Origin of the sequence: Glycomyces luteolus (assembly GCF_027622875.1) — a bacterium.
GTDB lineage: Bacteria > Actinomycetota > Actinomycetes > Mycobacteriales > Micromonosporaceae > Glycomyces > Glycomyces luteolus.
On the sequence record NZ_JAPZVP010000005.1, the window covers coordinates 164,167 to 186,969 of the forward strand.

18 protein-coding genes are annotated in these 22,803 nt (G+C 70.8%); 9 read left to right on the forward strand and 9 right to left on the reverse strand.

All coding sequences use genetic code 11. From position 1 onward, the window contains the following. Positions 1 to 58: 58 nt before the first annotated feature. Entirely contained in the window at positions 59 to 646 is a 588-nt protein-coding gene (locus O1R50_RS07980; protein ID WP_270109399.1) for a hypothetical protein, read from the reverse strand. Positions 647 to 780: 134 nt separating this feature from the next. Between O1R50_RS07980 and O1R50_RS07985 the strand changes: the two genes are divergently transcribed. Next, positions 781 to 1,746 (forward strand): GlxA family transcriptional regulator, encoded by a 966-nt coding sequence (locus tag O1R50_RS07985; protein ID WP_270109400.1) that lies wholly within the window; start codon positions 781 to 783, stop codon positions 1,744 to 1,746. A 57-nt stretch (positions 1,747 to 1,803) separates the two neighbouring features. On the opposite strand, the gene O1R50_RS07990 is transcribed toward O1R50_RS07985, so the two are convergent. Further along, positions 1,804 to 2,382: a TetR/AcrR family transcriptional regulator gene (locus O1R50_RS07990; RefSeq protein WP_270109401.1), complete on the reverse strand. Its 579-nt coding sequence runs from the start codon at positions 2,380 to 2,382 to the stop codon at positions 1,804 to 1,806. 83 nt (positions 2,383 to 2,465) lie between these two features. Here O1R50_RS07990 and O1R50_RS07995 point away from each other — a divergent pair, with 83 nt between their 5' ends. Together O1R50_RS07995 and O1R50_RS08000 are read left to right on the forward strand one after the other, a co-directional pair. Then, positions 2,466 to 2,903: a nuclear transport factor 2 family protein gene (locus O1R50_RS07995; RefSeq protein ID WP_270109402.1), complete on the forward strand. Its 438-nt coding sequence runs from the start codon at positions 2,466 to 2,468 to the stop codon at positions 2,901 to 2,903. 105 nt (positions 2,904 to 3,008) lie between these two features. Then, positions 3,009 to 4,475 carry an ATP-binding protein gene (locus O1R50_RS08000; RefSeq protein ID WP_270109403.1) on the forward strand — a complete coding sequence of 489 codons (1,467 nt, stop codon included), beginning with the start codon at positions 3,009 to 3,011 and terminating at the stop codon, positions 4,473 to 4,475. Here the strand turns inward: O1R50_RS08000 and O1R50_RS08005 are convergent. From O1R50_RS08005 to O1R50_RS08025, 5 genes are all read right to left on the reverse strand, one after another. Next, positions 4,463 to 5,347 carry an ATP-grasp domain-containing protein gene (locus O1R50_RS08005; protein WP_270109404.1) on the reverse strand — a complete coding sequence of 295 codons (885 nt, stop codon included), beginning with the start codon at positions 5,345 to 5,347 and terminating at the stop codon, positions 4,463 to 4,465. The genes O1R50_RS08000 and O1R50_RS08005 overlap by 13 nt on opposite strands. Positions 5,348 to 5,379: 32 nt before the next feature. Beyond that, positions 5,380 to 5,832 (reverse strand): hypothetical protein, encoded by a 453-nt coding sequence (locus O1R50_RS08010; protein WP_270109405.1) that lies wholly within the window; start codon positions 5,830 to 5,832, stop codon positions 5,380 to 5,382. Positions 5,833 to 5,900: 68 nt separating this feature from the next. After that, positions 5,901 to 7,175 (reverse strand): MFS transporter, encoded by a 1,275-nt coding sequence (locus tag O1R50_RS08015; protein ID WP_270109406.1) that lies wholly within the window; start codon positions 7,173 to 7,175, stop codon positions 5,901 to 5,903. Then, positions 7,172 to 8,512: a GH1 family beta-glucosidase gene (locus tag O1R50_RS08020; protein ID WP_408612631.1), complete on the reverse strand. Its 1,341-nt coding sequence runs from the start codon at positions 8,510 to 8,512 to the stop codon at positions 7,172 to 7,174. Before O1R50_RS08020 ends, O1R50_RS08015 begins: the two co-directional genes overlap by 4 nt. 77 nt (positions 8,513 to 8,589) lie before the next feature. Further along, positions 8,590 to 9,366: a helix-turn-helix domain-containing protein gene (locus O1R50_RS08025; protein WP_408612632.1), complete on the reverse strand. Its 777-nt coding sequence runs from the start codon at positions 9,364 to 9,366 to the stop codon at positions 8,590 to 8,592. A gap of 70 nt (positions 9,367 to 9,436) precedes the next feature. On the opposite strand from O1R50_RS08025, the gene O1R50_RS08030 reads away from it, so the two are divergent. Together O1R50_RS08030 and O1R50_RS08035 are read left to right on the forward strand one after the other, a co-directional pair. Beyond that, positions 9,437 to 10,246, forward strand: a complete 810-nt coding sequence (locus O1R50_RS08030) for a phytanoyl-CoA dioxygenase family protein (RefSeq protein WP_270109409.1) — start codon at positions 9,437 to 9,439, stop codon at positions 10,244 to 10,246. Continuing rightward, entirely contained in the window at positions 10,246 to 10,506 is a 261-nt protein-coding gene (locus tag O1R50_RS08035) for a hypothetical protein (RefSeq protein ID WP_270109410.1), read from the forward strand. Before O1R50_RS08030 ends, O1R50_RS08035 begins: the two co-directional genes overlap by 1 nt. A 61-nt stretch (positions 10,507 to 10,567) precedes the next feature. Here the strand turns inward: O1R50_RS08035 and O1R50_RS08040 are convergent, their stop codons facing one another. Further along, entirely contained in the window at positions 10,568 to 13,516 is a 2,949-nt protein-coding gene (locus tag O1R50_RS08040) for a carbohydrate binding domain-containing protein (protein ID WP_270109411.1), read from the reverse strand. Positions 13,517 to 13,691: 175 nt separating this feature from the next. Here O1R50_RS08040 and O1R50_RS08045 point away from each other — a divergent pair, with 175 nt between their 5' ends. Further along, positions 13,692 to 14,324, forward strand: a complete 633-nt coding sequence (locus O1R50_RS08045) for a Pr6Pr family membrane protein (RefSeq protein WP_270109412.1) — start codon at positions 13,692 to 13,694, stop codon at positions 14,322 to 14,324. Here the strand turns inward: O1R50_RS08045 and helR are convergent. Then, entirely contained in the window at positions 14,311 to 16,470 is a 2,160-nt protein-coding gene (gene helR / locus O1R50_RS08050) for an RNA polymerase recycling motor ATPase HelR (RefSeq protein WP_270109414.1), read from the reverse strand. The two genes, O1R50_RS08045 and helR, sit on opposite strands and share 14 nt — an antisense overlap. 528 nt (positions 16,471 to 16,998) lie before the next feature. Here helR and O1R50_RS08055 point away from each other — a divergent pair. The 3 genes from O1R50_RS08055 to O1R50_RS08065 are packed head-to-tail and all read left to right on the forward strand — an operon-like array spanning position 16,999 to position 22,764. Continuing rightward, positions 16,999 to 18,222 carry a hypothetical protein gene (locus O1R50_RS08055; protein WP_270109415.1) on the forward strand — a complete coding sequence of 408 codons (1,224 nt, stop codon included), beginning with the start codon at positions 16,999 to 17,001 and terminating at the stop codon, positions 18,220 to 18,222. Next, on the forward strand, positions 18,219 to 19,604 hold the full coding sequence (locus O1R50_RS08060) for a hypothetical protein (RefSeq protein WP_270109416.1): 1,386 nt from the start codon (positions 18,219 to 18,221) through the stop codon (positions 19,602 to 19,604). Before O1R50_RS08055 ends, O1R50_RS08060 begins: the two co-directional genes overlap by 4 nt. Continuing rightward, positions 19,597 to 22,764: an error-prone DNA polymerase gene (locus tag O1R50_RS08065; protein ID WP_270109417.1), complete on the forward strand. Its 3,168-nt coding sequence runs from the start codon at positions 19,597 to 19,599 to the stop codon at positions 22,762 to 22,764. The genes O1R50_RS08060 and O1R50_RS08065 overlap by 8 nt, the downstream gene beginning before the upstream one ends. Positions 22,765 to 22,803 lie beyond the last annotated feature (39 nt).

Here is a 22,803-nt window from a genome sequence, read left to right on the forward strand (position 1 = left end):
AACATATTCAATATATGGTGCACATCGAACGCACGGATGTCAACGGCTTCCAACGCGGTCAGTTCTGGAGGGCCACGACCACCATCGCGACCGCGACCAGGGTGTCGAGGACGACGCAGAACTCGGCGAGCGAGCGGGAGACGACCCGTTCGGTGCGGTGGTGCCACACGTCCCAGGCGGCATGGGCGAGCAGGCCGGCCGCCACGAGGTAGAGGCCGAGGTCGCCGCCGACGAGCAGGACCGCTACCGCGACCGCCCCGACGACGACCATGGCGAGGCTCTGGAGCGGCAGGCCTTCGGCGGGCCGGGCGGCGCCCCGGAACAGGCCGTAGGCGGCGAGCGGCACGGCGAGTCCGATCATGATCCAGATGCCGAGTTCGGTGTCGTAGGCCGTGAACCCGGTCGCGCCGATGACCGCGAAGGACACGAAGAACACCGGCCAGGCCGCGCCGCGCCGCTGGAAGGCCGCCGCACCGAGGTAGACGAACCCGGAGGCCGTGAGGACCGGCGCGAGATCCGATCCGGAGGTCGCGCCCCAAGCGGTGAAGGCGGCCATGGCGATCCCGGCGACGGTGGGCCAGCGCCGCAGGAGGACGCGGCGCGGGTCGCCCGAACGAGGCAGGGTTTCGGGTGTCGTGGCGGTCATGACGATGCTCCTTGAATACCTAGAGGGGGTATCTGACCCTTCTACGGTCCCGCGCTCCGCAAGACCGGTCAATCGCTCGTACTCGGCAGGTCCGAAATCTTGGCATCCTGGTCTTCCAGACCTAGTCTGAGCGGATGGCACCGCACCGCGTGGTCGTCGTCGGCTACGACGACGCCGAACTCCTCGACATCGCCTGCGTCACGACCACATTGGACGCGGTCCGCGTGATCGATCCGGCGCTCGGCTACGACCTGGCCCTGGCGACCCCCGGCGGGGGTCCGATCACCTGCTCGACCGGACTGGTCCTCAACGGCCAGACGGCGTTGGAACGACTTCGCGGCCCTATCGGGACGCTCGTCGTCTCCGGCGGGCTCGGACATGAGCGCGCGGCCGGCGACGAGCGGCTCGTGGGCCACGTGCGGCGGCTCGCCCGCGAGAGCGAACGGGTCGCTTCGCTGTGCACCGGCGCGAGCGTCCTCGCGGCGGCGGGTCTTCTCGACGGGAAGCGCGCGACCACTCACTGGCACTTCGCGAAGCGCCTCGCCGAGCAGTACGAGCGGGTCGAGGTGGATCCGCGGCCGATCTGGGTGCGGGACGGGAACGTCTACACCGCAGCGGGAGTGACCAGCGCGCTCGACCTGGCGCTGTCGTTCATAGAAGCCGACTTCGGGCCGGACCTGGCCCGCTGGGTCTCCCGCGCGATGGTCACCTACCTGCACCGGCCCGGCAATCAGGCGCAGATGAGCATGTTCACGGCCGCTCCGGCGGTGGACCACGACGTGGTCCGCAAGGTCGCCGACCATGTCAGCGAACACCTGGACGGCGATCTGTCCGCAGAGGCCCTGGCGGGGGTGGCGCGAGTGAGCCCAAGGCATCTGACCCGCCTGTTCCGCACGCATCTGCGCCAGACGCCGGGCCGCTTCGTCCGGCAGGCGCGCGTGACCGCTGCGGCGCAACTGCTCTCGACCACGGATCTGCCGGTGGCCCGGGTGGCGGCGCGGTGCGGTTTCGCTTCGGCGGAGGCGCTGCGCCAGGCGTTCACCCGGGAGTACGGTCTCGCACCGTCGCAGTACCGGGCGGTGGCCGCGACCGCGGGCTGAGTCGCGTTCGGGTGCAGTAGCCTGTGGCGGCATCGTCACCACGACCCGCGACCGCCGTCAGCTCCTCAGGCCGTCGAAGAGGAGGTCGAGGGCGCGGCGGCGGAACCGCTCGTCCCAGTCGGCGGCGATCGCCTCCTGGCACAGTGCGGCGAGCAGCGGGATCAGCTCATCGGTGCGCAGGTCCTCGCGGACGACGCCGCCGTCTCGGGCCCGGTCGAGGAGGACGTCGACGGAGGGCCGCAGGCGCTCGAGGGCGTCGCCGACGCGGACCTGGACTCCGGTCTCGGCCAGCCGCTCGAAGACGGTCCGGTGGGTGGCGCCGACGGACATGACGAGGGCGCAGAACTCGAACAGGGCGGCCCCGTCGCCCTGTTCGCGGACCATCGTGTCGGCTTCGTCGATCAGCCGGTCCAGGAGGTTCATCACCACGGCCTTGAGCAGGTCCGGCTTGGTCGGGAAGTGCCGGAAGACGGTGCCGATCGCGACCCCGGCCCGGGCGGCCACGGCATCGGTCGCGGCGGACGCGCCATGCTCGGCGAACACCGCCTCCGCCGCCTCCAGGATCCGCGCCCGATTGCGCCGGGCGTCGGCGCGCACCGGCCGTTCCCCCTTGGGCACCATGCCGTCTCGGCTCATCCGCCAATCCCCCTTGCCAAAGTGAGTGCCACTCACTATATTCGAAATCGAGTCCTACTCATCTTAGTTCCGGAGGCACCGCCATGTCCCGCGCGACTCCCCTCGAGACCTACCGCCGGATGCAGGCGGCCGTGCTCCGCGAGGACGGCGCCACGCTTCTCCCGGCCGACCTGCTGGCCGACGACATCGTGGTCGAGACCCCTTTCTCCCCACCGGGAATGCGACGCCACGAAGGCCGCGAAGCCTGGCTCGAGTTCTACGCGGGCAGGCCGCTGCCGTTCCGCTTCGAAGAGTTCCGCGAGCTCACCACCTTCGAGACCGCCGACCCCGAGGTCCTCGTCGTCGAATACGAACTCGCCGGCACGATCACCACCACCGGCGTCCGCGCATCGGCGACCTTCATCGCGGTCCTGCGCGTCCGCGAGGGCCGGATCCTGCACTGGCGCGAATACCAGGACGTCCTCGCCATCAGCCAAGCCCTGAGCCTCGGACCGGAAGACCTCGGCACGCCCGCCCGATAATCGCATCGCGAAATTCGTGTAGTTCGAGCTACACGCTTTTCGTGTACCTCCAACTACACGAATTTCGTGTAGTCTCGACTACACGAATTCAAGCGGAGGTGCTCCATGCGCAAGCCGGACTCGATCATCGGCCGCGACCTCGAATGGCAGGTCCTCGAACGGTTCCTGCGCGACAGCGGCGACGCCACGCTCAAGATCGGCATCGTCTCCGGACGCCGCCGCGCGGGCAAGACCCACCTGCTGACCGCCGCGGCCAAGGCCGTCGGCGGGCTCTACCACGTGTGCGTCCAGGAGGAGGGCGACCTCTCCGCCCGCGCCCGGTTCGCCTCGGGGATCAGCGCCCACGGCGGGATAGCCGGCGCCTCCACGGCCGACTGGGAGTCCCTGCTCACGAGCGCGCTGGAAGTGGCCGCGCGAACCACCCCGGGCGGCCGGCCGCCGCTGCTGATCATCGACGAGTTCCCTTACGCCATGGCGAAAGCGCCCCACCTGCCCGGCATCCTCCAGCTCCTCTACGACCGCGCGCAGCGCGGCGAGGCGCCGGGCGGGCGGGTCATCCTCTGCGGCTCCTCCCTCAGCGTCATGCGCGAGCTCCTGTCCGGGACGAAGCCGCTGCGGGGCCGCGCCATGGTCGACCTCAAGCTCGGTCCGCTCGACTACCGGCAGACCGCCGAACTCTGGGGGATCGCCGACGCCGAGACCAACCTGAAGGTCCACTCGTGCGTCGGCGGCTACCCCGGTTACAAGCGGCTCATCGACCGCGTGCCCCATAACCCGGCCGAATTCGAGCAATGGGTGCCCGACACCCTGCTGAGCACCGGTTTCGGCGCGTTCACCACCGCCGAGGTGGACTACCTGCTCCGCGAGGACCCGCGCATCACCGACCGCTCGGCGTACCACGACGTGCTCGGGGCGATCGCCCGCGGATCGACCACGCTCGCCAAGATCGGCGCCGAGACCGGACGCAGCAAGGACGCGGTCCGGCCGCTGCTCAGCACCCTCGAAGCCAGCAGCTACGTCGCCCGCCGCCCCGACCTGGTGCGCGGGCGCAGCTCGATCGCAGTGCGGGACCCGATCATCCGCTTCGACCGGCTCATCACCGCCCCCCGCGCGGGTCAGCTCGAACTGGGGCGCTCGGTCCAGGTCTGGAACGCCATGCGCGACACGTTCCGGTCGCAGATCCTCGGCCCGCACTTCGAAGAGCTGTCCCGGGAATGGGTGCACCGCTTCGCACCCGACGAACTCGACCGCCCCGAGGGCTTCGGCGAGGTCGGCACCGGGAACGTCCACGACAACGCGGGCCGCGCCAAGTTCGAAGTCGATGTGCTTGCGGTCGAAGGAAAGACAGTCAATTTCATCGGCGAGGCGAAGGCGACCGGCCAGCGCCAGGGCGCCGCGGCGCTGGCCCGGCTCCAGGAGATCCGCGACGCGCTCGCCCGACTCGGCTACCGCACCGACCGGGCGGTGCTGGGAGTGTTCTCCCTGACCGGTTTCAGCCCCGACCTCACCGCGGCGGCCGCGCACGACCCGGCAGTGGCGCTCGTCGGCCTGGACCGCCTCTACAGCGGGTGAGGCGCACGCAGGAGCGCTCGGAGGAGCGGCTCCGGGTCGGTGCCTCGGGGGAAGTCGCTGACCTGGCCGTCGCCCACTTCGATCACCCTCCAGCGGCCGTCGGTGCGCTGCGCGAGGTCGGTGGTGATGAACGGGCAGCCCAGGGCCGCGACGGCTGCCGCGATGCCGGTGAGGTCGGGTGCGACCGCGGTCCCCGGCTGGTCCGGGTGCGGGCCGACCACGACCGGTTCGCCTCGCACCCACCAGACCCGGGCCTCCGCCGCCCGGCCGGAGGAGCCGATGAAGTCCTCGAAGGCGCGCACGACGAGGCCTCCGGCGAGATCGGCGCCCTGGCGCTCGATGAAGGTCGCGGCGGTCTCGTGCAGGGACGCGGTGTCGGCGAGGTCGTCGACGAAGCACGCCTCCGGTTCGCTCTTGCGGGACTTCACGTAGTCCTTGACCATTCCCGGCCCGCTCGGCAGCTCCCCCGCCAGCGCGGCCAGCACCCCGTCGTCGGGAATCTGCCTCGGCTCCAAGGGCATCCATCGGCTCGCCGGAGTCAAGGCGGCGAAGGCGCCGTACCAGCCGGGCAGTTCATGCGCTGCCCGGTACTGCCCGGGGGCGGTGGCCAGGTGGACCCCGCGAGCGGTGAGCGCCCGGTGCAGTCCGGCGTACTGGTCGCCCGTCGCCATCCAGCCCCGGTACCAGGCTTGGCCGAGGCCGGAGGGGACCCGTGCCACCGCCCGCGCGGTCTCGCCGCGGGTCAAAGCGTCGTGGTCGATCAGCGCGATCGGTGCGCCGAACCCGGCCGCCAGGGCCGCCTCGGCGGCGTAGTGCTCGTCGGGGCGGCGCGGGGCGAGCATGTCGGCGCAGTACAGGATGGCGGCGGGCATCTCGAAATGCTAACCGCTTGCCGCCGGGTCGATCAGGTGACGCCGCCCCGCGAGCGGCCGCTGCAGAGCGCCTCGCTGGTGTCCGCGGTGCAGACCACGACGCTCGCGGACAGGCCCTCGTCGAAGCTCAGGTTGAAGTCGGTGCACTGGCCGCTGCCGGAGCTGCGGTACGTCGCGGTGCCGTTGCCCGCCACGGTGAGTCGAGCGATCGTGCTGTGGCCGTTCGGGTAGTGGTCGCAGACGATGAGGTGCTCGCCGTCGGCGTTGAAGCGGGCCGAGACCCGGTTCCCCGACGACGAGCAGGTGGCGAAGACGTCGACGCCGCCGGCGTCGCCGCTGTCGGCGTTCTTGCCGCCGCTGCACGTCCATGGGGCCCGCAAGTCGGTCTGCGCCTGCGCGGGCGCCGCCGCGAAAGCGCCGGTGAGCAGCAGGGCCGTCGTAGCGGCCGCGGTGGTGCAGCGGCGCGCGAGGGATCGCGTGTCCATCGTTCCTCCTGAGATGCGGCACGTGCCTCCGACGCTACCCGCCGCGTGCGACCCGGTGGGTACGCGCCTCAGCGCACGGACTTGATGGGCCACACCAGGATGCCCCCGAGGAGGGTCGCTATCGCGCTCAAGGCGTAGAGCGCCGAGTACCCGCCGAGGCCCGCCACGATCGGGGCGGCGAGGGCCGGGCCGAGGACTTGCGGCGCGGTGGAGGCGATGTTGATGATGCCGAGGTCTTTGGCGCGGTCGGTCGCGGCCGGGAGGACCTGGGTGATGAGGGCCTGGTCGACGGAGAGGTAGATGCCGAAGCCCGCGCCCATGATCGCGGCGGCGGCGATCGCGGCGGGCCAAGTGTGCCAGAACGTCAGCAGCAGCGCGGCCGCGGTCATGACCGCGGAAGACACGACCACAAGCGGTTTGCGTCGGCCGATCCGGTCGGAGAGCACGCCGCCCGCGACGGAGGTCGCGACGACGCCGCCGGTGTACAGGAGCGTCAGGATGAGGACGCCCTCGTCGGCGCTGTGCCCGGGGAAGAGCTCCTCGTAGTGCACGGCGTCCTGCAGGAAGAACAGCAGGTAGAGGGTGCCGGTGGCGTTGCCGAGCATAACGAGGAAGCGGGTGAACCAGGCCCAGGCGAAGTCCGGGTGGGCGCGCGGCGAGACCCAGAACGTCGCGAGGAGGGCCCGCCACGAGAACGGAGGGCGCGCGGCGCGCGACAGCGGCGGGTCCGGAGTGGACAGCACGAACGGGAGGGCCATCACCAAGGCGGCCAAGCCGATCACCAGGTAGCCGGTCGGGAGGTCGGTCACCAGCATGGTCACGATGACCGCGCCGACCACCAGTCCGAGCGCCTGCGGGAAGCCGATCCAGCCGGAGACGACCGCGCGCTGGCGGACCGGCACGTGGTCGGGGATGCCCGCGTTGAGGCTGGCGTATCCGGCGTTGAGGGCGGCTTGGGCGAGGCACCAGCACAGGAGCACGCCGATGACGGTGGTCTGGAGTCCGAGGAGGCAGAGCCCGGCGGCGCCGACGGCGATGCCGCCGAGGGTCCACGGGTGGCGGCGGCCGAATCGGCCGGTCGTGCGGTCGGAGAGCGCTCCGGCGAGGGGGTTGGCGACGACGGCGACGAGCGCGCCGAAGCCGGTGACGAGGCCGAACGCGGCGACTTTGCCGTCCTCGTCGATCTCGGCGAGCTGAAGCGGCAGGAGCACCTGGATCGGGGTGAAGAAGGCCATGTAGAGGCCGAGCATCCCGGTGGTGATGCCGCCGATCCAGACCTTCCCGACGTTGTGTTCGGGTTCGGCGAGGGCGGTGGGCGGAGGGGCTTCGGGTGCGGTGGTCACGGACGTCTGCTCTGCACGATGTGTTCCCGGTACCAGTCGAAGGAGGCCTTCGGGGTGCGGTCCTGTGTTTCGGAGTCCACATGCACCAGTCCGAAGCACTGGTGGTAGCCCTCGGCCCATTCGAAGTTGTCGAGGAGGCTCCACACGAGGTAGCCGCGCACGTCGGCGCCTTGCGCGATCGCGTTGTCGACGGCTTTCACGTGCGCCGCAAGGTAGTCGATGCGGTCCTGGTCGGGGATCGAGCCGTCGGCGGCAGGCTCGACGCTGTAGGAGCAGCCGTTCTCGGTGACCCACAGGGGCGGCAGGGCGGTGCCGTAGTCCTCGGTGAGCTCCACAAGGGTCTGCGTGAGCCCGGAGGGGATCACGGGCCAGTCGAAGTCGGTGGTCTTGACGTGGTCGAACTCGACGATCTCGAACGGCAGAGGGGATTCCGACGGGGCCGCGGCGACGCGGGTCGGGTTGTAGTAGTTGACGCCGAGGCCGTCGAGGGGCTGCGCGATGGCCTCCAGGTCGCCGTCCTTCACGAACGGGAGGGACTCGAGGCCGAGGGCCGAGAGGTCCGGGTAGCGGCCGAGCAGCACCGGGTCGGTGAACAGGCGCCGGTGGAGGACGTCGTAGACCTCGGCGGCGGTGAGGTCGTTCTCGTTGCCGGTGAAGGGAACCGCGGGCGTGTAGCTGTTGGTGAGCATCACGTGCGGCGCGCCTGCCGCGCGGAGGGCGCTCGTGGCCAGGCCGTGGCCGAGCAGCTGGTGGTGGGCGACGGGGAGCGCGTCGAGCAGCAGGGTGTGGCCGGGGGCGTGCTGGCCGAGCGCGTAGCCGAGGGCCATGTGCTCGAACGGCTCGTTCAGGGTGATCCAGTGCCGCACGCGGTCGCCGAGCCGCTCGGCGCAGATCGCGGCGTACTCGGCGAGGCGGTGGGGCGTGTCGCGGTCGAGCCAGCCGCCCGCGTCTTCCAGGGGCTGCGGGAGATCCCAGTGGTAGAGGGTCGCCATCGGGGTGATCCCGGCGTCGAGGAGTCCGTCGACGAGGCGTTCGTAGAAGTCGAGCCCGGCCCCGTTGGCCGGGCCGGTGCCGCCCGGTCGCACCCGGGGCCAGCCGATGGAGAAGCGGTAGACGTCGATGCCGAGGTCGCGCATGAGGGCGATGTCCTCGGAGTAGCGGTGGTAGTGGTCGCAGGCGGTCGCGGCGGTGTGGCCGTCGCGGATCTTCCCTGGCGTGCCGGTGTACGTGTCCCAGACGGACGGCCCGCGGCCGTCCTCCACTGTGGCGCCTTCGATCTGGAAGGCCGAAGTGGCCACCCCCCAAGCGAAGTCGGGCAAACGCGGCGTTGCGGCCACTGGCACCTCCGAGCGTGGCGTGAGTAACTTTTGTGAAGGTACCGCAGAGTAACGCGCCCCCGTAACCCCTCGAAGGCTCAGAGTTTCCGGACCGCCTCGCGCACCGCCCGCGGCGAGGCCCCGAGCTCGCGGCGGCAGGCCTTGTTGAACGCCTGGAGGTCGGCGATGCCCACCGCGGCGGCGATCGCCGGGATCGACAGGGTCGACTCCAGGAGCAGGTGACGGGCCCGTTCGAGGCGGCGGCGCCGGATGTGGGCGACCACGGTGGTGCCGGTGGCGGCGTGGAAGAGGCGCGTCAAATGGTTGTGCGACAAGCCGACCGCGGCGGCGATCTCCGGCACGGCCAGCGGAGCCGGCAGGTGCTCCTCGATATAGGCGAGGGCGGCCTCCACTGAACGATGGTGGCCTCCGCCGGCAGGTCCCGCATCGAGCCGCGCCATCCGCCACAGCAGCGCCCAGGATTCGGCGTTCGCGCGGGCCGGAGCCTCCGGGTTCGCGGTGACGGCCTGGCGGAACATCTCCGCGAGCGCGGAGGTGGTCGCACCGGGGTCCTGCATGACCGGCACGGTGTTCGGGCTGCCGTGCTTCGGGAGGCGCGCGTGGATGTGGAAGTTCTCCGAGCGGCCCCGATAGTGGAAGCGGACTTCGACCCCGGCCGGAATGAGGCTCACGTAGCCGGGCTTGATGGGGTGGAGCGTGCCGCCGAGTTCGATCGCGCCTTCGTACTTGTGCATGTGGATCTGCCAGAGGTCGGGCAGGAGAAAGCTCTCCTCCGACACGTTGAGGCCGCCGATGCCGACACCGGCGTTGACGACGTCCGGCGGCTCGTCCAGGTAAAGGGTCACCGTGCGCATGATGAAAACCGACCACTAGTTGGTGATTACTGCCAATTACAACAGCGGAATCTGATCCTATCTTCGGTGTATGACAACCACCAAGCATCTACTGACCTCGGTTGAGGTCGCGCGGTTCGTCGCCAACGGCTTCCACCGGATGGACGCGATCGTGCCCTCCGACCTCAACGCCGAAGCGATCGGCATCATGGAGGCCGGGCTCGGCCCGGTCCCCTACGGGACCCCCGTCGACGAGGCCTACGAGCCCGGCTCGTTCACGCGGCGGCTGCTGGAGATTCCGGCGGTGGCCGGGGCGCTCCGGAGCCTCGTCGGCGACGACCCGACGGTCGACCACCACGCCATCCACATCCGCGAACCGCACGAGGGCGCCGCGCAGCCGCTCCACGCCGACGCGATCATCGACACCCGCGTCGACGCGTTCGACGTGCAGCTCATGTACTACCCGCAGGAGGTCACCGGCACCATGGGCGGGACCCTGTCCGTCCCCGGCAGCCACCTGCGCCGCACCAACGAGTCCGACACCGGCCGCTACCAGAACCTGCGCGGCCAGACCCGCCTCACCTGCCCCGCCGGCACGGTCGTCCTGCTGCACCACGGGATCTGGCACGGCGGGCGCCGCAACGACTCCGACATCCGCCGCTACATGTACAAGATCCGCTTCAACCCGACGGTGCCGCAGGTGCGCACCTGGGACGTGTCCGACCTGGACGACCCGCAGGTGTCGGCCGAGCTCAACGTCTACCACCCCTGGTCCGAGCACGCGACCTCCCGCCTGGAGGTCTACAACCGCATCAAGATGTGGCGGGCATTGACCAACAACCCCTCGTTCGACATCGACTACTGGGCGACCCGCGTCGCCAACCGCCCCGGGAGGGTCTGATGAAGCAGCAAGTCCTCGTTCTCTACTTGAACACTTCGGCACTCGATGCCGACGTCCTGGCCTGGGCGTACTACGACGGCACGGGCAAGACCAACCCCACGACCGGCGACAGCGACCTGCCGCCGTACGACACCGGGACCGAGGCCCTGCGTGACGGCTGGCGGCTCTTCCAGGCCTCGCAGCTGATCCCGCCCTACCCGGGCCACGAGTACGACACCTCGTTCCTCAAGCACGAGTTCTGGTTCGAGAAGCTCGAATAGGGGCACGGGACCGGCCGCGCGGGATCGCCGCGCGGCCGGTCCCTCATCTGGGAGGCAAGCCTCAGGAGAGGTAGGGCCCGGCGTCGCCGACCTGGCCGGGCGCGGCGGTCAGCGCCGTGGCGAGGACGTACACGGCCATGTCGCCCTGGCCCGAGACGGAGGCGGTCAGGGTGCCGTTGGTGACGGTGGTGGTCGCGCCGCTCACCGCGTCGGTGTACGTGCCGTTGGGAATGCCACTGAACGTCGCCGAGCTCGAGATCGCGACCAGCGCGAAGCTGTCCACGGACGAGTCGGTGTAGCGGCGCTTGAACGCGATGCCGCCGCTGATGTTCTCAGTGGAGTACTGGCCCATCGAGAGCGCGGGCACCGCTCGCCGGATCTCACCCAGCCGCTGCAGGTGCTCGACGAGCGGCTGGTTCAGCGTGGTGGCGATCGCTCCGGTGGCCGAGTCGACCTGGCCGAAGTCGCTCACCGAGAGGGTGCCTTCGAGGTGGTCGCCGTAATAGGCGCGGCCGGTCTCCGCGAGCGGACAGGAAGGCCCGCAGTCGATCTGGGCGCCGGCCTGGAACTCGATCTCCGATCCGTAGTAGAGCGTGGGGATGCCGCGGAAGGTCCACATGAGGTTCATGTTCTCGGCCCAGGCGGTGGTGCCGCCGGAGTAGCGACTGCTGGATTTGTTGGGGCCGTAGTCGTGCGAGTCGACGTACACGGCGTTGAACGTGGCGTCGTTGACCCAGGGGTCGGAGTCCTTGCCGTTGTGGAACGCGTTGCTCGCTTCGCCGAAGTTCATGTGCATGCGCATGTCGATGATGTTCATGCCGGAGAACCGGCTGTAGTCCGGGGCGTGGTAGGTGTTGCCCTGGAGGAACGCGTTGGTGCTGGTGGGCTGGTTCTCGGTGCCCTGCGCGTTCTCCCAGTCGTACTGCTCGAGCGCGGCGGTCGCGTCGTCCGCGGCGTACTCGCGGCGCTCCTGCCAGGTGTAGAACTGGGCGGAGTGGTTGACCGAGCCGCGGTTCCAGCGGTCGTGGACGAAGGCCGCGACCTCGCCGAAGATGTAGAAGTCCTGGGCCTTCTCGGCCCCGTACTTCGCTTCGAGGTGCTCTTGGAGGGCGGGCAGGAAGACCCGGTTCCAGGTGACGCGCGGAATGTGGACGGCGGTGTCGACCCGGAACCCGTCGACGCCCATGTCGATGTACTGCTTGTAGGCGCCGATCAGGTAGTCCTGCACGGCCTCTGACTCGGTGTTGAAGTCGGCGAGGTCTTCATGGAGCCAGCAGGAGCGGGCGTCCTCGCCTTCCCAGTTGCCGATCCAGCACTGGTGGTAGTTCTCGGCCGAGAACATGCCCGATGTCGCGCTGGGCCACTGGCGGTTGTAGACCTTCCAGCCCTCGGAACTGTAGTTGCCGGAGAAGACGCCCCAGTTCCTGCAGGTGTTGTCCGCGGGCTCCGCGGTGGACCAGAGGTCGCCGTTGTAGTAGGAGCGGCCCGAGTTCGGCTCGACCGAGAGGCCGTCGTAGGTGAAGTCGGGGTTGTAGGTGTCGTAGAAGTCGCCCCACTGGCTGTCCTGGACGCCGTAGACCGTGGGGGTCTCGAGGCCGAGCGCGCCCCAGCGGGAGGAGTGGTTGAAGACCACGTCCTGGTAGATCTTCATGCCCTTGTCGTGGGCGGTGTCGATGAAGTCCTGATAGGACGCTCCCTCCGACTCCAGGCGGGCGTCGATCTCGTAGAAGTCGTATCCGTGGTAGCCGTGGTAGTCGTAGTCGGAGCGGTTGAGCACCACCGGGGTGATCCACACGGCCGAGAAGCCGAGCGCCTTGATGTAGTCGAGGCGATCCATGAGGCCGGAGAAGTCGCCGCGGAACATCGGATCGTCGTTCTCGGCGTTGCCGGAGGTCTCGTGTTTGGAACCGCCGCGGTTGTTCGACTCGTCGCCGTCGTAGAAGCGCGCGGTCATCGCGAAGTAGATCGGGTCCTGGCGCGGGTCGCCGCCGAGCATCTCGCCGGTGGTCGCGGCGTCGGGGACCTCACCGGTCGTAGCCGAGACCGAAGCGCTTGCGGCGGAGACGTTCCCGGCCGCGTCGAATGCGGCGACCGCATAGGTGTAGGCCGTGTTCGGGTCGAGGTTCGCGTCGGTGAACTTCGTCGAGGCGGTGGTGCGGGCGACCGTGCCGTCGGCGGAGGTGCGGGTGAGCCGGTAGCCGGTGACGCCCACATCGTCCGTGGCGGCCGTCCACGACAGGATCATCGTGGTGGCGTTCACCGTGGCTGTGAGCCCTTGGGGCGCAGCGGGAGCGACGGTGTCGGGTTCGGCCGCGACGCATGGATCGGCGGCGTCGGCGGTGACCGCGGCGTCTGAGACCGTCGTGACGCCCGCCCCGATGGTGTAGTCGGCGCCGGCGTTGTTGTCCCATAGGCTCGAGCCGTTGTTGAACGCGGCCTTCAGGTTCGCGGCCGAGCCGAGCGGCACGGTCAGGCGGGCCCAGCCCGCGCAGGCGGCCTCGACCATCGCCGCGCCGGGCGCGGTCGTCCAGACGCCGTTCACCGCGTAATGCAGGTACGCCTGGGTCCAGCCCATCGAGGCGAGGTCGTAGTAGACGACCGCTTGCTCACCACCGCAAGGGTTCCCGGTGCTCATCACCCCGGAGGCGATGGTGAAGTCGCCCGAACCGACAGCGTAGTTGGCGCCGTTGTTGTTGTCCCAGGTCCCGGAGCCGTTGTTGAAGGAGACCTGCGCGCCGGCGGCGGTGCCGAGGTCGATCTCGTGGGAGTACCAGCCGGTGCAGGCGGCCTCCATCGGGACGCCGGGGACGGGGGTCCACGACCCGCCGGTGGGCGCGTAGTGGATGTTCACAGTGGTCCAGGCGGTCAAGGCCCGGTAGTAGACGGTGGCCGCGCTCGCCGCGCTCGCGGCCGAGGGCACGGCCAGCAGCGCGATGAGCATGGCGGCCAGGGCGAGTGCAGCGGTGAGCAGGCGGCTCCGCTGGGAACGGCGGGGTTGTCCGCGGGTCATGTCGAACTCCTGTGGGCGAGGTGGTCAGGTTGCTTCTTGCCGTTCCCAGAGGTGTTCTTGCAGTTCTTGCAAGAACTGTCTGAACTTTAGCATAGAATTTTCCATATGCTCATGCCTCGATATCCGGCTCGTTCGCCGCGCCGGGTGCCGAGCGGGTCGCGATTACCCTGCCGGCGTGACCTCCCCGAACGAGATGCGCGTCCATGCAAGGGAAATCGGCCTCGCGAGGTTCATCGCGGGAATCCTCGCCGTCGGCGTGCTGCTGTACGCCTACGTCCTCGGCGGCGAGGCGAACGGCCTCAACCCGTTCAACTACTTCGGCTTCTTCACCAACCTGACGAGCCTGCTCACGGCGGCCCTTCTGATCGCCACGGGCCTGCACCCGCTCCTCGGCAGGCCCGTGCCCGCGTGGCTCGTCGCGGCACGGGCCGTCGCCACCGCGTGCATGCTGATCGTCGCGGTGGTCTACAACGTGCTGGTCCCCGGCACCGGCACCGCCCCTCCGCTGGTGAGCGCCGCACTGCACATCGTGCTTCCGGCAGTGGTCTTCCTCGACTGGCTCCTGGTCGGCGACCGCCCGCCGCTGCCCTGGCCCCGCGTATGGCTCGTCATCCCCTACCCCGCCCTGTGGCTCGCCGTCGTGCTGGTCCGCGGCGCGACCGACGGCTGGGTGCCGTACGGGTTCCTGCTGCCCGAGCGCGGGCTGGCCTCCCTTGGACTGCATGTGATCGGGCTGTTCGCGGCGCTGTCGGCGGCAGGAGCGCTCGTGTGGGCGGTCAGCCGATGCCGGGGCCTCACGAACTGGTGAGGATCACCAGTTGCCGCGTCGCCCTGGTCATCGCCACGTACCGGTCCACCGCCCCTTCGATGCCCTCGCCGAAGGCCTCGGGGTCGACGAGCACGACCAGGTCGAATTCGAGCCCCTTGGCCAGCACCGGGGTGAGCGAGCGGACCCGTTCCGTCTCCTGGAGGCCGGGAGCCCCGATCACGCAGGCGGTCCCCTCGTCGTGTCCGGCGAGCCACGCTTCGAGGATCGCATCGAGGTCCCCAATGGACCCGTGCTGCACGGGGATGCCGCTGCTGCGGACCGAGGTGGGCACGTTGGCATCCGGGAGCGCGGCCCGGATGACCTGCTCGGCCTCGGCCATCACCTCTTCGGGCGTGCGGTAGTTGATGCTCAGGGAGGCCAGGCGGGCGTGGTCGAGGCCGATACGCGCCAACCGCTCCCGCCAGGACTCGGTGAACCCGTGCCGCGCCTGGGCGCGGTCGCCGACGATCGTGAAGCTCCGGGACGGGCAGCGGCGCAGCAGCATCTGCCATTCGGCGTCGGTGAGCTCCTGGGCCTCGTCGACGATGACGTGGGCGAACGGCCCGGCGAGCAGGTCCGGCTCGGCGGTCTCCAGGTCCTCGTAGTGGACCAGGGCGTCCTGCAGGTCCGCGCCCTTGAGCAGGATCATCTCCTCCACGTTGCCGTCGCCTGCCTCGAGGAGGTCCTCCACGACCTTGTCGATGACCACGCGCTCGGCGGCGATCGCGGCCTCGCGCCGCCGGGCGATCCGCGAGGCCTCCGGGTCGCCGAGGCGGTTCCGGGCGGCGTCGAGGAACGGCAGGTCGGCGACCGTCCAGGCCTCCGGGTCCTCGCGGTAGAGCAGCGCGACCTGGTCCTCGTCGAGCCAAGGGGCGCACATGCGCAGGAAGTCGGGGACCGCCCACAGTGCTGCGACGAGGTCGGTGGGCTCGATGAGCGGCCAGGCCTTATCGAAGGCGCGCACCAGTTCCCGGTTGCGGGCGAGCGACCGGCGCAGCAGGTCCACGTCGATCTCGTCCTCGTCGTGCTTCTCGGCGATGATCGCGACCAGTTCGTCCCAGATCTGCTCGCGCGCTTCGTTGTGGGGCGTGCCGAGACCCGCCGCGTCGAACGCGTCGGCCCAGTCGTCGGCGCTGAGCCAGACCTCGGACCAGTGCGTCTCGACCGCCATCCCCTCGGCGGGCGGGTGCTCGTAGCGGCGCGCGGCCGGTTCGATGGCCTTCACCATGTCCGCGCCGGCCTTCAGAGCGGCGACGGCCGGGTCCGCTTCGTCCGGCGCGTCCGCGCCTTCGGGTTGGAGGTCACGGACGGTGCAGGTCTGCACGCCCTCCTCGCCGAGGCTGGGGAGGACGTCGGCGACATAGGCCAGGTAGGGCTGGTGGGGGCCGACGAAGAGCACGCCTCCCTTGTGGTGGCCGACGCGCGGGTCGGAGTAGAGCAGGTATGCGGCGCGGTGGAGCGCGACGACGGTCTTGCCGGTGCCGGGGCCGCCGTCGACCACGAGCGTGCCGCTCGATCCGGCCCGGATGACGGCGTCCTGGTCGGCCTGGATGGTGCCGAGCACGTCGCGCATCCGCTCGGACCGACTGGTGCTGAGGCTCGCGATGAACGCGGACTGATCGTCAAGGGCGGCATGGTCTTCCAGTCCATCGGGAGTGAAGACCTCCTCCCAGTAGTCGCTGATGCGGCCGCGGGTCCAGCGGTACCGGCGGCGACTGGCCAGGCCCATCGGGTCGGCGTGGGTCGCGCCGAAGAACGGCTCGGCCGCGGGCGAGCGCCAGTCGAGCAGCAGGCGGCGGCCCTCGCCGTCCGTGAGGCCGAGTCGTCCGATGTAGACCGTCTCGCCTTCGGTGGTGACGGTCCGGCCGAGGCACAGGTCCAGGCCGAAGCGGCGCAGGGCGCCGAGGCGGCCGGTCAGCCGGTGGATCTCCCGGTCGCGGTCGGCTGCGGCCTGCCCGTCGAACTGGCCGGTGCCGCCCGGCGCTTTGCGGGCGGCGGCGAGTTGGGCGGTGACCTCGGCGATCGACTGCTCCAGGCTCGCCGCGACGGCGGCGAAGTGCCGCTCGTCGTCGGCGATGAGCTTCGGGTCGGCCTTCGCGGCGAGGCGCTCGGGCAGTTCGAATGCACTGCGGGTTTCAGGGTTCACTCAGCGGCTCCCTTCAAGCTGGAAGTACGATTGTGAACCATGCTGACCTGCGAAAACACACCCCGGTGCACCCTGGTTCGGCACCCCAGGGTTATATTCTGAAGAGGGAAGAGGCGCAGGCCGCTTCCCTTTCGTGTTTCCGGGGATCGGCGGGCAGCCGGGCAGATCGAGCCCGACGGCCGCCGACGCGCCGAGGACGGGGCCGCAGCCTCGATGCTCGAGCCGCCGTTCACCCGCTTTCGCGCGAGGCGCTCGCCGTAGGCCATGCGGGCGGCGCCGTCGACCGGCCTCCAGGCGATCCCGGAACCCCGGCCGTTCGGCCGCTTTCCTCGTGAGTTGATCGCTGTGGGCCGGATGGGCGCGATCATCGCGGAAGTGCCGGTTCATGGCCATTCCGTGCCATGTGAGCTGGGCGGAGTCGCAAAATGCCGCCAAGAGATTTATCAAACACCTGTTTGAGCTTGCGCGCTGCCACCAGTTCGGTATGTTGATCTTGATACACATGTTCGACATGACACGGGGGAACTGGTGGCGACATCCGTCGCGGCCGCGCTGGCCGCTGAGCTCGGCCTGCGCACCGCCGCAGAGCTGCGCCCCGCAGCCGAAGCGAGGTCAGGGCGCGCGGCCCGCTTCGCGGGCGAGCCGCCGCTGACCGCTGAGCCACAACGCGCGGGCGCGGCCCGCGATGCCGTCGAGCGGCCCGCTCCTGAATCCCCTCCCGGTGAGGTCCAGCCTTCGCGGAACATCCTGCCCGTCACCCCCGACATTTCCGCGCTGCTGCCCTACGGCGGACTCGCGACTGTGACCGCAATCATGGCCTCGCGGCGCGGAGCGACCTCGCTGCTGTGGCGGCTGCTGGCCGGTCCGACCGGGTCGGGGGCCTGGTGCGCGCTCGTCGGGATGCCGCGGGTGTACCCGCTCGCGGCGACGGCCGCCGGAGTCGACCTGGGACGGGTGGCGCTGGTCGATCCGGGGCCGCTCGTGGTCGAGGCGGCGGGGACGCTGGCCGAGGGCGTCGCCGTGGTGGTGGTGCCGAGCGAAGGCCTCACCCCGACGCAGGCGCGGCGGCTGGCCGCCCGCGCCCGCAGGAGCGGGACCGCGATCGTCTGGTGGGAGACCCGCCCGGTGGTCGGCGCCGACGCCCGGCTCGAGGTCGCCCGCGCACGCTGGAAAGGACTGCGCCCCAACGACGGACGGCGCTGGGGGGCCGGACGCCTCGACGCCTGCGAACTGGAGGTCGCCGCCTACTGGCGCTCCGGAGGCACCCGCCAAGGTCGGATCTGGCCCTACGGCGGCGAGACCGGGGCGAGCCGCACCGGAGCGGAGCGGCCCACCCGGGAGAACGTCATCGACCTGCGGTCGAGGTCTATCGTGGACCGCGATACCGTCGAACGGAACAGCGCCCCGCATCGCGCGAACGGCACTCAGCGCGGGCGGCTCGGCGAACGCATCAAGGTCGCGGACCATCAGGCCGACCTCGCGGACTCTGGGGGCCTCCCTCCCTCCCCCTCGCCCACCCACCCCGCCACCACCACCGCCTTGCCGGCTTCCAGCTCGACCGGGCGCGCTCCGGTCGAGCGTGGTGATGCCTCCGGTGCCTCCGGAAAATTCCGGATTCGTTCCGGTGCAGCGGATGCATCCGCCGGCTGTTCCAGTGTGGCAGGGGGGTACGACAATTCAGCACCCTCGGTGACCGCGATCTCACTGCCCGAAGTGGTTCCGCTTCGCCGCGGCGGAGGTGACCTCCCGTGAGCGTGCAGGTGCGGCGGTCCGGGAGCCGGGTGCTGGTGATGCGGCTCGTGGACTGGGATGCCGAGGACTCGACCGCGTTCGAGCCGGTGCTCGATGCGCTCGACCTGCTCACTCCCTATGTCGAGGTGCTCGAGCCCGGCGTCGTCGCCGTGCCGCTGCGCCGCGGCGCGGGCGACGAGGCCGCGTTCTGCGAGGCCCTCATCGACACCGTCTCAGGCCTCGTCGACCAGGACTGCCTGACCGGGGTCGCCGACGGCCTGTTCGCCGCGGTCCTCGCCGCGTACGAAGGCCGGATCATTCCGGCCGGACGCGACGCGGCCTTCCTCTCCCGGCGCGACATCCGCGATCTCCAGGCCACGGGCCTGGTCGACGCCGAGACCTGCGAGACCTTGCGGCACTTGGGTATCAGCACCCTCGGCGCCTTCCGTGACCTGCCCGGCCAGGCCGTCGCCGAGCGGTTCGGCGCGCCAGTGCGGCGGGCCCAGCTGCTCGCGGCCGGGCAGCTCGCCCGCCCGCTCGTCCCCCGCCCGGCCGCGCCGGAGCTGACCGTGGCCGAGACCCCCGAGACGCCGTACGCCACGGTCGAGCAGGCCGTCTTCGCCGCCCGGCCCCTGGCCGAGCGCCTACTGGCCCTATTGGACGAACGCAACCTCGCCTGCACCCGCGTCACCATCACCGCCCGCACCGGCAGCGGCATGGAGCGGCGGCGCATCTGGCAGCTCGACCCCGCCATCGGCGCGGCCGAACTGGCCCGGCGGGTGCGCTGGCAGCTCGAGGGCTGGCTCTCCTCAAGCGCCGCAAGCGACCAGGTCGACGAGAACGCGCACGCCATCACCGTCCTCGAGCTCGCCCCCGGCGGGCTGATCGGCCTGGTCGTCGCCGGGCGGGGCCTGTGGGGCGACAAGGGCGCCCGGGACGTGAAGGCCGAGGCAGCGCTGCGGCACGCCCAGAGCCGGTTCGGCCCCGACGCCGTGCAGATCGCCGCCGCCACCGACGGCCGCGACCTCGACGAGCGGTACGGCACCGCCGCATGGGAGGTCGAGCACGCACCGCCGCCGCCTTCGGGACCGTGGCCCGGGGCGCTGCCCGATCCGCTGCCCAGCCTCATCGGCACCGACGACCACGTCGCCGTCCTCGACGCGGCCGGGGCCCCCGTGCAGGCCCTCGCGCGAGGGGACCTGTCGGCCGCCCCGGCCCTGATCGCTTTGGGCGGCAAGAAGGTCCCGGTCGTCGCCTGGGCCGGGCCGTGGCCGGTGTCCGAGCGCTGGTGGAGCCCGGCGGTCCGCCGCTACGCGCGACTCCAGGTCGAGCTCGCCGACGGCCGCGCCGCCCTCCTCGTCTGCGAAGGCGGGCAATGGAAGGCGGTGGGCTGGTATGACTGACTACGCCGAGCTGCACTGCCACTCCCACTACTCCTTCGCCGACGGCGCGGACGCCCCCGCCGCGCTCGCCTCCGAAGCCCATCGACTCGGCCTCAAAGGGCTCGCGATCACCGACCACGACGGCCTGTATGCGATCCCGCAGTTCGACTCGGCCGCAAGCGCTTTCGGCCTCCAGTCGGTCTTCGGGGCCGAACTGAACCTCGACCTGCTCCGGTCACGCCGCGGCCAGGTCGACCCGGCCGGACGCCATCTCGTCGTCCTCGCCCGCGACCCCGACGGCTACCGCGCCCTCTCGCGCGCCATCACCGCGGCCAAGCTCGAAGGCGGCGAGAAGGACCTGCCCCGCTACTCGCTCGCCGGCCTCGCCGCTCACGCGAACGGCGGCTGGCAGGTCCTCACCGGCTGCCGCAAGGGCTTCCTCAACGCGGCCTTGGACTCCGGCGGACCCGACGCCGCCGAGGACGCGCTGCGCGCACTCGCCGACGCCTTCGGCCCCGAGCACCTCGCCGTCGAACTCACCTGCCACGACCTGCCCGGCGACACCGAGCGGATCGAGACGCTCGCTGGCCTGGCCCGCCGTTTCGGCGTGCCCACGGTGGCCACCAACAACGTCCACTACGCGGCCCCGAACCGCGCCCGGACCGCCGCCGCGCTCGCCGCGGTCCGGGCCCGCAGCACCCTCGAGGCGACCGACCCGCACCTGCCGGCGAACGCCGGAGCGCACCTGCGCTCAGGCGATGAGATGCTGCAGCGCTTCGCCGACTTCCCCGAGGCCGTGGCCGAATCCGTGCGGATCGCCGCCGAATGCGCCTTCCGGCTCAAGCTGCTGGCCCCGCGGCTGCCGCACTTCCCCGTCCCCGACGGGCTCGACGACGACTCGTACCTCGAAGCGCTGACGGACGAGGGCGGGACCGAGCGCTACGGGCCGCCGGAGGCCGAGCAGGTCCCCGGGGCCTGGAAGCAGATCCGGCACGAGCTGCGGGTCATCGAGCAGCTCGGGTTCAGCGGCTACTTCCTCATCGTCGCCGACATCGTCGACTTCTGCCGGGAGCACGACATCTACTGCCAGGGAAGGGGATCGGCCGCGAACAGCGCCGTCTGCTACGCCCTCGGCGTCACCAATGTGGACCCGGTGTCGTTCGGGCTGCTGTTCGAGCGGTTCCTCTCCGCCGAGCGCGACGGACCGCCCGACATCGACATCGACATCGAGTCCGGCCGCCGCGAGGAGGTCATCCAGTACGTCTACGGGAAGTACGGCCGCGACCGGGCCGCTCTGGTGGCCAACGTGGTCACCTACCGGCCCCGCTCGGCGGTGCGCGACGCCGCCAAGGCCCTCGGCTACGGCCACGACCAGGCCGTCGCGTGGTCCAAGCGCCTCCACCGCTGGGGCGGCATCGACCCCGGCGAGGCCGAGGGCATCCCCGCCGACGTCCAATCGCTCGCCGCCGAATTCCGCGACATGCCGCAGCACCTGGGCATCCACCCCGGCGGCATGGTCCTCACCGAGCAGCCCGTCAGCGAGATCGTCCCGGTCGAGCCCGCCCGCATGAAGGACCGCACCGTCCTGCAATGGGACAAAGAGGACTGCGCCGACGCGGGGCTCGTCAAGTTCGACCTGCTCGGCCTGGGCATGCTGGAGGCCCTGCACCGCATGGCCGACCTCGTGCGCGGCTTCCACGGCGAGCGGGTCGACCTGTGGCGGCTGCCGCCCGAGGACGAGGCCGTGTACGACATGCTCTGCCGGGCCGACTCCGTGGGCGTCTTCCAGGTCGAGTCCCGCGCCCAAATGGCGACCCTGCCCCGCTTGCGCCCCAGGACGTTCCAGGACCTCGTCGCCGAGGTCGCGCTCATCCGCCCCGGGCCCATCCAGGGCGGCGCCGTCCACCCGTACCTGCGCCGCCGCCACGGCGAACCGTGGCGGCACCTCGTCCCCGAGGTCCTCCACAAGACCCTGGAGCGCACCTACGGCGTGCCGCTGTTCCAGGAGCAGCTGATGCGCATCGCCATCGACGCCGCCGGATTCGACGCCGGCGAGGCCGACAAGCTCCGACGCGCCATGGGCGCCAAGCGATCCGAGGAACGCATGGAGGAACTCCGGACGCGCCTCTACTCCGGCATGGCCGAGCGGGGCATCACCGGCGCCGACGCCGACCGGCTCTACGAGCAGCTGCGGTCCTTCGCCGACTTCGGCTTCCCCGAATCGCACGCCGCCAGCTTCGCGTTCCTCGTCTACTCCTCGGCCTGGCTCAAATGCCACTACCCGGCCGCGTTCTACGCCGGACTCCTCGCGAGCCAGCCCATGGGCTTCTACTCCCCTGCCTCGCTCATCGCCGACGCCCAGCGCCACGGCCTCACCGTGCTCGCCCCGGACGTGAACGCCAGCAACGAGGTCGCCTCGCTCATCCCCACCGAACGCGAGCTTCGCGCGCCGCTCCTGGGCGAGGCGGACCTGCGCCTCGGCCTCGACAACGTCAAAGGGCTCGGCGAACCGGCCGCGCAGCGCATCGTCGCGGAGCGGGAGGCCGACGGCCCGTTCCAGAGCCTCGCCGACCTGGCCCGCCGGGCCGGACTCGGCAAGGAGCGCATGGAGAAGCTCGCCGTCGCCGGGGCCCTCGAAAGCCTCGAACCCGACCGCCGCAAGGCACTGTGGACGGCCGGGACCGTGGACGAGCGGCCCGGCACCATCCCCGGCACCGGACCGGCCGCGCCGCCGCCCACCTTGCCCGGCATGAGCGCGGCCGAGCTCGCCCGCGCCGACTACACCGGCCTCGGACTCTCGGTCCAGACCCACCCGATGGAGCTGGTCCGCACCGCGCTCGACGCCGCCGGAGTCCTGCCCGCCGCGCGGCTGCCGTACATAGAGGACGGGACGCGGATCGAGGTCGCCGGGATCGTCACGCACCGCCAGCGCCCCTCGACCGCGAAGGGCGTCACGTTCCTGAGCCTGGAGGACGAGACGGGTATCGCGAACATCGTGTGCTCCCAAGGGCTCTGGAAGCGCTGGCAGAGCGTGGCGTCGGTTGCGCGGGCGCTGGTGATCAGGGGCGCGGTGGAGAAGCCGCACGACGCGGAGGGGGACGTGATGCCGATGATCGTGGCGGACAAGCTGACGCTCCTGGACTTGAACAGCCCGAGTGCGCCGTCGCGGGATTTCCGTTAAGAGCACGGCCGTTAAGGGCACAGCCGCTAACCCGCCACC

Coding starts and splice junctions, on each gene's coding strand:
- O1R50_RS08035 (WP_270109410.1), top strand. CDS start 10,246: ATGAAGCAGCAAGTCCTCGTTCTCTACTTGAACACTTCGGCACTCGAT.
- O1R50_RS08030 (WP_270109409.1), top strand. CDS start 9,437: ATGACAACCACCAAGCATCTACTGACCTCGGTTGAGGTCGCGCGGTTC.
- O1R50_RS07995 (WP_270109402.1), top strand. CDS start 2,466: ATGTCCCGCGCGACTCCCCTCGAGACCTACCGCCGGATGCAGGCGGCC.
- O1R50_RS08005 (WP_270109404.1), bottom strand. CDS start 5,347: ATGCCCGCCGCCATCCTGTACTGCGCCGACATGCTCGCCCCGCGCCGC.
- O1R50_RS08065 (WP_270109417.1), top strand. CDS start 19,597: ATGACTGACTACGCCGAGCTGCACTGCCACTCCCACTACTCCTTCGCC.
- O1R50_RS08000 (WP_270109403.1), top strand. CDS start 3,009: ATGCGCAAGCCGGACTCGATCATCGGCCGCGACCTCGAATGGCAGGTC.
- O1R50_RS08040 (WP_270109411.1), bottom strand. CDS start 13,516: ATGACCCGCGGACAACCCCGCCGTTCCCAGCGGAGCCGCCTGCTCACC.
- O1R50_RS07980 (WP_270109399.1), bottom strand. CDS start 646: ATGACCGCCACGACACCCGAAACCCTGCCTCGTTCGGGCGACCCGCGC.
- O1R50_RS07990 (WP_270109401.1), bottom strand. CDS start 2,382: ATGAGCCGAGACGGCATGGTGCCCAAGGGGGAACGGCCGGTGCGCGCC.
- O1R50_RS08025 (WP_408612632.1), bottom strand. CDS start 9,366: ATGCGCACGGTGACCCTTTACCTGGACGAGCCGCCGGACGTCGTCAAC.
- O1R50_RS07985 (WP_270109400.1), top strand. CDS start 781: ATGGCACCGCACCGCGTGGTCGTCGTCGGCTACGACGACGCCGAACTC.
- O1R50_RS08010 (WP_270109405.1), bottom strand. CDS start 5,832: ATGGACACGCGATCCCTCGCGCGCCGCTGCACCACCGCGGCCGCTACG.